Here is a 9,308-nt window from a genome sequence, read left to right on the forward strand (position 1 = left end):
ATGGAAGCCACGCAAGCCGCGTTGTGGATGGTCGTCATGCTGGTGGTGCTGGCACTGGCGTTCGACTTCATGAATGGCTTTCATGACGCCGCGAATTCGATTGCCACCGTCGTCTCCACTGGCGTCCTGCGGCCGGGGCAGGCGGTGCTGTTCGCAGCTTTTTTCAACCTGGTAGCTATCGGCGTGTTTCACCTGAGCGTGGCGGCCACGGTGGGCAAGGGCATCGTCGAGCCGGGCATTGTGGACACGCACGTGGTGTTCGGCGCACTTGTTGGCGCCATCACCTGGAACCTGTTGACGTGGTGGTGGGGCATCCCGAGCAGCTCGTCGCACGCGCTGATTGGCGGCATCGTCGGCGCCGTCCTCGCCAAGGCGGGGGCGGGTCACCTTGTCGCCGCGGGCATCTGGAAGACCGTCCTGTTCATCTTTCTCTCGCCATTGCTCGGGTTCATCTTCGGCTCGATGATGATGGTGGCGGTTTCGTGGATATTCAGGCGCACGACGCCTTCACGTGTTGACCGCTGGTTCCGACGCTTGCAGCTGGTGTCCGCGGGCGCGTACAGCCTGGGGCACGGCGGCAACGATGCGCAAAAGACGATCGGCATTATCTGGATGCTGCTCATTGCCACCGGCCACGTTGCGGCTGACAGCAAGATGCCACCTTCGTGGGTGATTTATGCGTGCTACCTCGCCATCGGCCTCGGCACGATGTTCGGAGGCTGGCGCATCGTCAAGACAATGGGCCAGAAGATCACCAAGCTCAAGCCGGTGGGTGGCTTTTGTGCAGAGACAGGCGGCGCGATCACGCTGTTCCTGGCGACTGCGCTCGGCGTTCCGGTCTCGACGACGCACACGATCACCGGGGCGATCGTGGGTGTGGGCGCAACCCGGCGTGCCAGCGCCGTTCGTTGGGGCGTGGCGGGCAACATCGTCTGGGCCTGGATCTTCACCATCCCGGCGGCTGCGTTTGTTGCCAGCATCGCCTACTGGCTGAGCCTGCAGATCTTCTAGGCCTGCCTGGCGGCGGTCAGTCAGTGATGCGCGGCGCGTTGGGGTGCAGCCGCGCCATCGAGAAGCAATCGACAAAGCGGCCATTCTTCAGCGCATACGCCTTGTGCCGCCCTTCTTCGAAGAAGCCGAATGATTCATAGAGTGCCCGCGCCCGGTCATTGTCCGCGTGCACATGCAGCTCGATGCGCAACACGTTTGCCCAGTTGTCGGCCCAGTCAACGAGCCGCGCAATAAGCTGGCGGCCGACGCCGCGGCCTTGCCATTGCGGATGAACGCCAATGCCCAGGTAGCGCACGTGGAAGCGCCGCAGCGACATCTGCGCCAGGTGCAGCCCCGCATTGCCTACCACCTTGTCACCCGCAACCGCCACGAGCCGGCAGGCGTGCGGCTCGATCTTCTGCAGGAACTCCATGCGGCCCGCTTCCGGGAAGTCGGGGGTCTGCAGCAGGCCTTCGAACGTGCCGACCTGGCCGAGCAGGTTTGAGATGGCCGCTGCGTCCGAGGGTTCGGCGCTGCGGATCACGATGGCGTTGGCGTCAGCCTGGTGGGCCGTGTCCATGTCGTCTCTCCTGGTGGGGTGAATGGACGAGCCAGCCTAGCGCAAGGCCGCAACGCAAGGAAATGCGAAACGCGCATGAAGCGATGTGCAAAATCGCAGCCACGCGCCACCACTGCCGCCTACTGCGAAATCTTTCGTCCCTCGTCGACCTGGTATTCGAAGTACTTCTGGAAGCTGTAGACGAAGCTGGCCATCAGCACCGTGGTGCCTATGAGGAGGGAAAGCGCCACCGCGAAGATGGTGAACCAGTTCGTGGAGCCAGCCCGCGAGTCTTGCGGCGACGATCGATTGAAGCGTGCGTTCCACTTCTCGCGCGTCATCAGGCCGTAGATGATGGCCATCAGGGCGCAGCCGGCGATGTTGAATCCAAGCAACGGAATGAGCACCCAGCTCCAGGGGTCGTCCAGGCCGTATTGCTGCACGCGGGAAATTCCGTACACACCGATCGCAGTTGGAATGGGCAACGCCCAACCGAGCCAGTCGCCGAATCCGTGGAGGTAGAAACGATGCAAGCCAATCGGGCCGCCTACAAATGCAAGCCATGCGGCCACGGTCTTGTTCTTCATGCGGGGATGCCAGCCGGTGCAGTTGTGTCGGCCTGGCCGATGCTTTTTTCCATCATCACGATGTCGAGCCAGCGGCCGAACTTCCAGCCGCACGATTTGATGGTGCCGACTTCGGTGAAGCCGAGTGCGCGGTGCACACCGATCGAGCCCGCGTTGCCAGAGTCGCCGATCACGGCGATCAGTTTGCGAATGCCTGCAGCTTCCGCTTCACGTTCCAGTTCGATCAACAGAATTTTCCCCCAGCCCTTGCCCGCCGATTGCGGGTGCATGTAAATCGAGTCTTCGGCTGAATAGCGATAGGCGGGGCGTGGCTTGAACCATTGGCAATACGCAAAGCCGACGACTTCGCCCGCCACTTCCATGACGAGGTACGGCAGGCCTTTCGAGAGGACGTCGGCCCGGCGCGCCTTCATGTCATCTTCGCTGGGAGGTGTCGTTTCGAAGGTTCCCGTGCCGTGCAGCACGTGGTGGGAATAGATGGAGGTGATCGCAGGCAGGTCGCTGTCTTTGCTGGGGCGGATAGTTGGCATTTAGGGTTACGGGCTATAATTGCGGGCTCTACAGCGTGTGCCGGCCGGGTGGCCTTGGCGCGTGTCTCAACGCTGGAAGATTCGGGGAAGTGAAACTCCCCTCCACCCGACAGGATAAATCATGGTCGTCATTCGACTCTCTCGCGGCGGCGCTAAAGCCCGTCCTTTTTTCAACATCGTCGTCGCTGACAAGCGTACGCGTCGCGATGGCCGATTCATCGAGCGCCTGGGTTTCTACAACCCGATCGCCAAGGGCGGTGAGGAATCGATCCGCGTTGCGCAGGATCGCTTGACCTACTGGAAGAGTGTCGGCGCGCAAGCATCGCCCACTGTTGAGCGTCTGCTCAAGCAAGCTGCGGACAAGGCTCCGGCCGCCGCAGCTGCGTAATTCGATTCAAGTGACTTTTCCCGGCCTCGAACCTGCGGAACTTCCCGCGGATGCCATCGAAGTCGGGCGAATTCTTGATGCCTGGGGCATCAAGGGCTGGTTCAAAGTCCTGCCCCACAGCGCTTCCCCGGAAGCGCTTTTTTCTTCCAAGCGCTGGTATTTGCAACCGTCCGAGCGAGGTGCCAAAACCTTCTCGGGCACGGTGCTGATGCGTGTGCGCGAGGCGAAAGAACACTCTGACTCCGTGGTGGCGCAGGCGCAGGATGTCGATGACCGCAATGCGGCCGAGTCATTGAAGGGCGCGCGCATCTTCGTGCCGCGCTCCAGTTTCCCGACGGCTGCAGCTGATGAGTACTACTGGGTAGACCTGCTCGGGCTGAACGTCGTCAACCGCGAAGGCGTCGCGCTGGGGCAAGTCAAGGACCTCATGTCCACCGGGCCGCAGACGGTGCTCGTCGTCGGTCTCGAGCTGGACGGCAAGCCGCAGGAGCGGATGATTCCGTTTGTCTCGGCCTTTATTGACAGCGTCGATGTCGCTGGCAAGCTCATCACCGTTGACTGGCAGCCTGACTACTAGGCTTGGCACGCAAGGGCCTCTCTTTTTCGCCATGCGCTTTGATGTCATCACGCTCTTCCCGGAAGTCTTCGCGCCGTTCATGGCCGTTGGCGTGACCCGACGCGCGTTCGAATCGAAGCTCGTGGATGTCAGGCTCTGGAACCCGCGCGATTGGGCCGACGGCAACTATCGGCGTATCGATGACCGACCGTTTGGCGGAGGCCCGGGTATGGTGATGATGGCTGAGCCACTTGCCAGGTGCTTCGCGGCCATTCGCGCAGAGCGCAACGATGACGCGCCGCTTGTTCTCTTCTCCCCCGTGGGCCGCAAGCTCGACCACGCCGCGGCCACGTCGTGGTCGGCCAGCCAGGGTGCGATTCTGCTTTGCGGTCGCTACGAGGGCATCGACCAGCGGTTTATCGACAGCCACGTCGATATCCAGATGAGCCTCGGGGACTTCGTGTTGTCCGGCGGGGAGATCGCAGCGATCGCACTACTCGATGCGGTTGCCCGCCTGCAGCCGGGCGTGCTCGGTGATGAAGACAGCCACCACTTCGACAGCTTCAATGCAGCACTCGATGGGCTCCTGGACTGCCCGCATTACACCCGGCCAGAAGTGTGGAACGGCCGGGCCGCACCAGCCGAACTGCTGTCGGGCCACCACGCGCACATCGAGCGGTGGCGGCGTGACCGCCGCCTGGAACTGACGGCCAGGCAGCGCCCGGAGCTGATCGCTGCGGCGCGCGAAGCGGGGCGCTTGAGCAAGGCTGACGAAGCGTTCCTCAAGAAGCTGGGCTGAGATTGGCTATAATCATGGGCTTTCCGATCCTCTGCCTGGGTCCCAAAGGAAGCCAGCACATTGTTGGCTTCCGCGCAGCACCAGCTGGTGTGGCGTCCCATTCCTAATTGCCCGGCACGATCCTAGAGGTGAAACATGAATCTGATCGAAACGCTCGAACAGGAAGAAATTGCCCGCCTGGGCAAGAAGATTCCCGAGTTCTCCCCTGGCGATACCGTCATCGTCAACGTGAACGTCGTTGAAGGCACCCGTAAGCGCGTGCAGGCCTATGAAGGCGTTGTGATTGCCAAGCGCAATCGCGGCCTGAACAGCGGCTTCACGGTTCGCAAGATTTCCAGTGGTGAAGGCGTGGAGCGTACGTTCCAGACCTACAGTCCGCTGATCGCTAGCATTGAAGTCAAGCGCCGTGGCGATGTGCGCCGTGCCAAGCTGTACTACCTGCGCGAGCGCAGTGGCAAGTCGGCCCGCATCAAGGAAAAGCTGGCCCATCGCAATAAGCCCGCCGAGGCTGCCACCGCCGCCGAATAAGCCGGTAGCACCGCAAAAGAAACCGCCGCCGGCCTTGGGCTTGTGGCGGTTTTTTCGTTCTGGTCATCCTGAGCACTTCATGTCGTCCTTTGACTCGGTCCCTGCCGATACGCCGCTATCCAAGCTGCCGAACTTCGACCCGCGCAGCGTGCCGGTGATCGGCATCGACACGCATCTTCCGGCGGCGAGCCCTTCGTTGCTCACGCCATCGGCCCTGCGCGAAAGGTTCCGTTCACCGCCGGCCTGGGAGCCCGAAATCTGGGGCGAGCGCAAGTTCGCCGAGCGGCAGCCCGCACGCGCCTCGGTGCTCGTGCCGATCGTGATGCGCCAGCGGCCAACGATCCTGCTGACCGAGCGTACGACGCATCTCTCCACGCATTCGGGCCAGGTTGCTTTTCCCGGTGGCAAGCAGGACGACACAGATACTGATGCCGCCCACACAGCCTTGCGCGAAGCACGCGAAGAGGTGGGCCTGGACCCGGCCCATGTCGAAGTGATCGGCCAGATGCCCACCTACACGACGGGCACGCGATTCATCATCACGCCTGTCATTGGCCTCATACAGCCCGATCACCAGCTCACCCTCAACGCCTTCGAGGTGGCCGACGCGTTCGAAGTGCCGCTTGATTTCCTGATGAACCCGGCCCACCACCGCCGGCATGCGCTCGAGTGGGGAGGGCACCGCCGCGAGTGGTTCTCCATGCCCTACATGGACGGCACGACCGAGCGCTACATCTGGGGTGCCACTGCAGCGATGCTGCGCAACTTCTATCGCTTGGTGGTCGCCTAGGGGCCGGTTGCGGCGCGCTTTATGATCGCCGCATGAGTTTTTTCGCCATCCTGTTCGCGTTGCTGATCGAGCAGGTGCGCCCATTGGGTCGCGGCAATTCCATCCACGCCACCTTGCGTGCGTGGGCCAGGTGGGTCAGCGGCAACTTCGATGCCGGCAAACCCCACCACGGATGGATTGCGTGGACGCTGGCGGTAGGGCTTCCGTCCGTCGCTGCGGTGGCCGTGCACTGGCTGCTGATCATTTTTCTGGGATGGCCATTTGCCGTGCTGTGGAGCACAGCCGTCTTGTATGTCACCCTCGGCTTTCGGCAGTTCAGCCATCACTTCACTGACATCCGCGACGCACTGGACGCAGGTGATGAAGACCGGGCGCGCCAGTTGCTGGCCGACTGGCAGCAAGTCGATGCACGTGAGCTGCCGCGCAGCGAAATCGTGCGGCACGTGATCGAGTATTCGGTGCTGGCTGCGCATCGGCATGTGTTCGGCGTGTTGACGTGGTTTTCAGTCCTGGCAGCGTTTGGCTTCGGGCCGGGCGGGGCGGTGTTCTATCGCATGAGCGAGTTTGTCTCGCGCTACTGGAAGCACCGCAGCCTGAGCGAAATACAGCCCGCAAGCGAGGCATTGCAACTGGCCGCGTCGCAGGCGTGGGCGGCGATCGACTGGATCCCTGCGCGCACCACTGCACTGGCGTTCGCGGTGGTCGGCAGTTTCGAAGATGCGATCGACTGCTGGCGCAACCACGCACAGCGGTTCCCGAACGACAACGACGGCGTGGTGCTTGCGGCGACGTCAGGCGCCGTGAATGTGCGGCTGGGTGGTGAGGCGTTGAAATCCGCGCTTTCGCCTCAGGCCGCGGCAGCGTCGTCGCCTGGTGACGCCAGCGCCCCGGGGTCGACTGAGAGCACGCCCGGACGTGAAGCCGAAGTGGGGCACCTGCGCAGCATCGTGGGCCTGGTCTGGCGCTCGGTGGTGCTGTGGATGGTGTTGCTGGCGCTGCTGACCCTGGCGCGCTTGTTGGGCTAGTAACGCTGCGGCTGCGATAACTCCGCAAACAACTCTTTGTAGATGCGGTAGCGCGACGTCGTGATGCTCCCGGCGGCCCCGGTGTCTGCAACAGCCGCCATCACATCGCAGCCGGGCTCGTGCAGGTGCGTGCAGTTGTAGAACTTGCAGTTGCCCATGTGCGCCTTCAGGTCGGGCATGCAGCTGGCAAGGTTTGTCGGCGCTATGTGGTTCAGGCCGAACTCCTGGAAGCCGGGTGAATCGATCAGCGCCGTGCCACTGGCTCGATCGGCCCAGTAGAGTGTCGTCGCTGTCGTCGTGTGCTTGCCCGAGTTGAGCGCTTGCGAAATCTCGCCAGTCTGCGCAAGCGAGCCGGGTGCGAGCAGGTTGATCAACGTACTTTTGCCCGCGCCCGACGGGCCGAGCACCAGCGTTGTCTTGCCGTGCAGGTGCTTGAGGAGCAACGCCTTGTCGACGTCGCTCGACAAGCGAAGCGATAAAGGCAGCACGCCATAGTGCATGTGCTGGTAAGGCAGCAGCCTGGCCCAGGCGCGCTCGAAGGGATCGACCAGGTCGCTCTTGTTCAGCGCGATCAGCGGAGTGATCTGCGCGGCCTCGGCCGCGATCAACGCGCGCGCGAGCTGGCTCTCGGAAAAAACAGGCTCCGCCGCAATGAGGATCAACACCGTATCGAGATTGGCCGCAAATGACTTGGTGCGGATCTCATCCTGCCGATAAAAGAGGCTGGTTCGCGGCTCGACCTTTTCGATGGTGCCTTCGTCGCGCGAAGCCTGCCACAGGACGCGGTCACCGACGACGGCAGCGCTCTTCTTGCCACGCGGGTGGCAAATGACTCGCTTGCCGTCAGGCGTTTCAACAAGCACATGGCGACCGTGCGCTGCGACCACCAGCCCTGAATCGAGCTCCGATCGATCCATCAAACGGAGCCTTCCGGCAGCAAGGCATCGACCTGCGCAGCACACTCGAAATCAGTGTCGGACAGGCCTTTCACATCGTGCGTGTTGAATCGCACGACGCAGCTGCCGTATTGCACAGTGAGTTTCGGATGGTGATCTTGCGCGTTGGCAATGAACGCCACGGCATTCACGAACGAGATCGTCTCGTAGTAGTTTGCAAAGGTGAATGTCTTTTCGATGGCGACGTCTTCGCCGTCTCCGCTCAAAGCCCAGCCGGGCACCGTGGCCAACTTCGTGACCACCTGCGTTGGATTCAGCGCGCGCCTGGCCTGCCGGGCCCAGTCGCGCTTTTTCAGCATCGACTCGCTCATGCTGCGCCCGCCATCCGCGCGAGGCGTTCCGACGCAGGCGGATGCGAGTAATAGAACTTCACGAACACCGGATCGGGCGTGAGCGTCGATGCGTTGTCTTCATAGAGCTTGAGCAGTGCAGTGCTCAAGTCGTTGCCGCTCGTTTGCTGCACGGCGTAGGCATCGGCTTCGAATTCATGTTTGCGCGAGAACTGGGCAAACACCGGGCCGATGAACACGGTAAAAACGGGCACCGCCAGCAGAAACAGCAATAGCGCGAGCGCGTTGTTCGGGCCGTCGAGGTTGGGCCTGACACCCAGCCCCGTGTAGAACCACGCATTTGCCGACAGCCATCCGAGCAATGCGAAGCCCACGAGACTCATCGCAAACAGGCTCGCAATGCGCTTGATGATGTGCTTGTGCTTGAAGTGCCCCAGTTCATGGGCGAGCACTGCATCGACTTCGCCTGGCGACAGCTTGGCCAGCAGCGTGTCGTAGAACACGACGCGCTTGGACGATCCAAAGCCCGTGAAATATGCGTTGGCGTGCGCGCTGCGCTTGCTGCCGTCCATCACGAACAGGCCCTTGGCCGCAAATCCGCAGCGGCGCATCAGTTCCGTGACGCGCGCCTTCAGCGCCTCGTCGTCGAGCGGCTTGAACTTGTTGAAGACCGGCGCGATGAACATGGGGTACACCACGAGCAGCAGCATGTTGAACCCCATCCATACGCACCAGGCCCACAGCCACCACAGCTCGCCGGCGCTACCCATCAGCCAAAGGATCAAGGCGGCAATCGGCAAACCGATAGCAGCGCCTATCAACGTTGATTTGACGAGATCGATGACCCACAAGCGAATCGTCATCTTGTTGAAGCCGAACCGCTCTTCGAGAACGAAGGTCTCGTAGAGCGTGAACGGCAGGCTCAGCACGCCGCCGATCGCGACGAACGAGGCGAGCAGCAGCAACTGCTGCGCCATGCCTGTGCCCACAGCCGAAGCCAGAGCCTGGTTGAGGATGTCGAGCCCGCCGAGCAACGTCCAGGCAAGCAGCAACGCGGACTCCCACGCGAGCGTGATCATGCCGAAGCGCGTTTTTGCAATCGTGTAGCTGGCTGCCTTCTGGTGCGCAGCAAGACTGACTTGCGCGGCGAATGCAGGCGGCACGACATCACGGTGCGAAGCGACGTAGTGAATCTGCCGCGAGGCCAGCCAGAACTTCAGTGCGATGCCAGCAAGCAGCGCAATGGCGAAAGTGATCGTGAGGGTGTACGAAGGTGACATGCAGGCCGCAGTTTAGGCCATGCGCGACAA

13 protein-coding genes are annotated in these 9,308 nt (G+C 62.2%); 7 read left to right on the forward strand and 6 right to left on the reverse strand.

Translation table 11 applies throughout. From position 1 onward, the window contains the following. On the forward strand, positions 1–1,011 hold the full coding sequence (locus tag GHT07_RS04700) for an inorganic phosphate transporter (protein ID WP_153583912.1): 1,011 nt from the start codon (positions 1–3) through the stop codon (positions 1,009–1,011). Positions 1,012–1,027: 16 nt separating this feature from the next. Here GHT07_RS04700 and GHT07_RS04705 read toward each other — a convergent pair whose 3' ends face one another. The 3 genes from GHT07_RS04705 to GHT07_RS04715 form a co-directional block, all read right to left on the reverse strand. After that, positions 1,028–1,570, reverse strand: a complete 543-nt coding sequence (locus GHT07_RS04705; RefSeq protein WP_153583913.1) for a GNAT family N-acetyltransferase — start codon at positions 1,568–1,570, stop codon at positions 1,028–1,030. A 119-nt stretch (positions 1,571–1,689) separates the two neighbouring features. Beyond that, the gene (locus tag GHT07_RS04710) at positions 1,690–2,136 is read right to left on the reverse strand and encodes a TM2 domain-containing protein (RefSeq protein WP_153583914.1); all 447 of its coding nucleotides are present in this window, start codon (positions 2,134–2,136) and stop codon (positions 1,690–1,692) included. After that, complete coding sequence (locus GHT07_RS04715) at positions 2,133–2,666, reverse strand: GNAT family N-acetyltransferase (protein WP_153583915.1); 534 nt, start codon at positions 2,664–2,666, stop codon at positions 2,133–2,135. The genes GHT07_RS04710 and GHT07_RS04715 overlap by 4 nt, the downstream gene beginning before the upstream one ends. 121 nt (positions 2,667–2,787) lie before the next feature. Here GHT07_RS04715 and rpsP point away from each other — a divergent pair, with 121 nt between their 5' ends. From rpsP to GHT07_RS04745, 6 genes are all read left to right on the forward strand, one after another. Beyond that, a complete protein-coding gene (gene rpsP, locus GHT07_RS04720; RefSeq protein ID WP_153583916.1) occupies positions 2,788–3,054 on the forward strand; it encodes a 30S ribosomal protein S16 in 267 nt (88 codons plus the stop codon). 10 nt (positions 3,055–3,064) lie between these two features. Further along, positions 3,065–3,631, forward strand: coding sequence for a ribosome maturation factor RimM (rimM, locus tag GHT07_RS04725; RefSeq protein WP_323740799.1), 567 nt, complete (start codon positions 3,065–3,067; stop codon positions 3,629–3,631). 31 nt (positions 3,632–3,662) lie between these two features. Beyond that, positions 3,663–4,409 carry a tRNA (guanosine(37)-N1)-methyltransferase TrmD gene (gene trmD, locus GHT07_RS04730; RefSeq protein ID WP_153583917.1) on the forward strand — a complete coding sequence of 249 codons (747 nt, stop codon included), beginning with the start codon at positions 3,663–3,665 and terminating at the stop codon, positions 4,407–4,409. Positions 4,410–4,544: 135 nt separating this feature from the next. Further along, a complete protein-coding gene (rplS, locus tag GHT07_RS04735; protein WP_153583918.1) occupies positions 4,545–4,937 on the forward strand; it encodes a 50S ribosomal protein L19 in 393 nt (130 codons plus the stop codon). Between the two features lie 79 nt (positions 4,938–5,016). Then, positions 5,017–5,727, forward strand: coding sequence for a CoA pyrophosphatase (locus GHT07_RS04740; RefSeq protein WP_153583919.1), 711 nt, complete (start codon positions 5,017–5,019; stop codon positions 5,725–5,727). A gap of 32 nt (positions 5,728–5,759) precedes the next feature. Beyond that, complete coding sequence (locus tag GHT07_RS04745; protein ID WP_153583920.1) at positions 5,760–6,752, forward strand: CobD/CbiB family protein; 993 nt, start codon at positions 5,760–5,762, stop codon at positions 6,750–6,752. Here GHT07_RS04745 and rsgA read toward each other — a convergent pair. From rsgA to GHT07_RS04760, 3 genes are read right to left on the reverse strand one after another with little or no spacing between them, the layout of a single operon-like run. After that, entirely contained in the window at positions 6,749–7,669 is a 921-nt protein-coding gene (gene rsgA / locus GHT07_RS04750; protein ID WP_194792822.1) for a ribosome small subunit-dependent GTPase A, read from the reverse strand. The genes GHT07_RS04745 and rsgA overlap by 4 nt on opposite strands. Continuing rightward, positions 7,669–8,019, reverse strand: coding sequence for a 4a-hydroxytetrahydrobiopterin dehydratase (locus tag GHT07_RS04755; protein ID WP_228488186.1), 351 nt, complete (start codon positions 8,017–8,019; stop codon positions 7,669–7,671). The genes rsgA and GHT07_RS04755 overlap by 1 nt, the downstream gene beginning before the upstream one ends. Further along, positions 8,016–9,278: a M48 family metallopeptidase gene (locus tag GHT07_RS04760; RefSeq protein WP_153583922.1), complete on the reverse strand. Its 1,263-nt coding sequence runs from the start codon at positions 9,276–9,278 to the stop codon at positions 8,016–8,018. The genes GHT07_RS04755 and GHT07_RS04760 overlap by 4 nt, the downstream gene beginning before the upstream one ends. Between the last annotated feature and the right edge of the window lie 30 nt (positions 9,279–9,308).

The sequence above is a fragment of the Caenimonas koreensis DSM 17982 genome, assembly GCF_009646335.1.
GTDB lineage: Bacteria > Pseudomonadota > Gammaproteobacteria > Burkholderiales > Burkholderiaceae_C > Ramlibacter > Ramlibacter koreensis.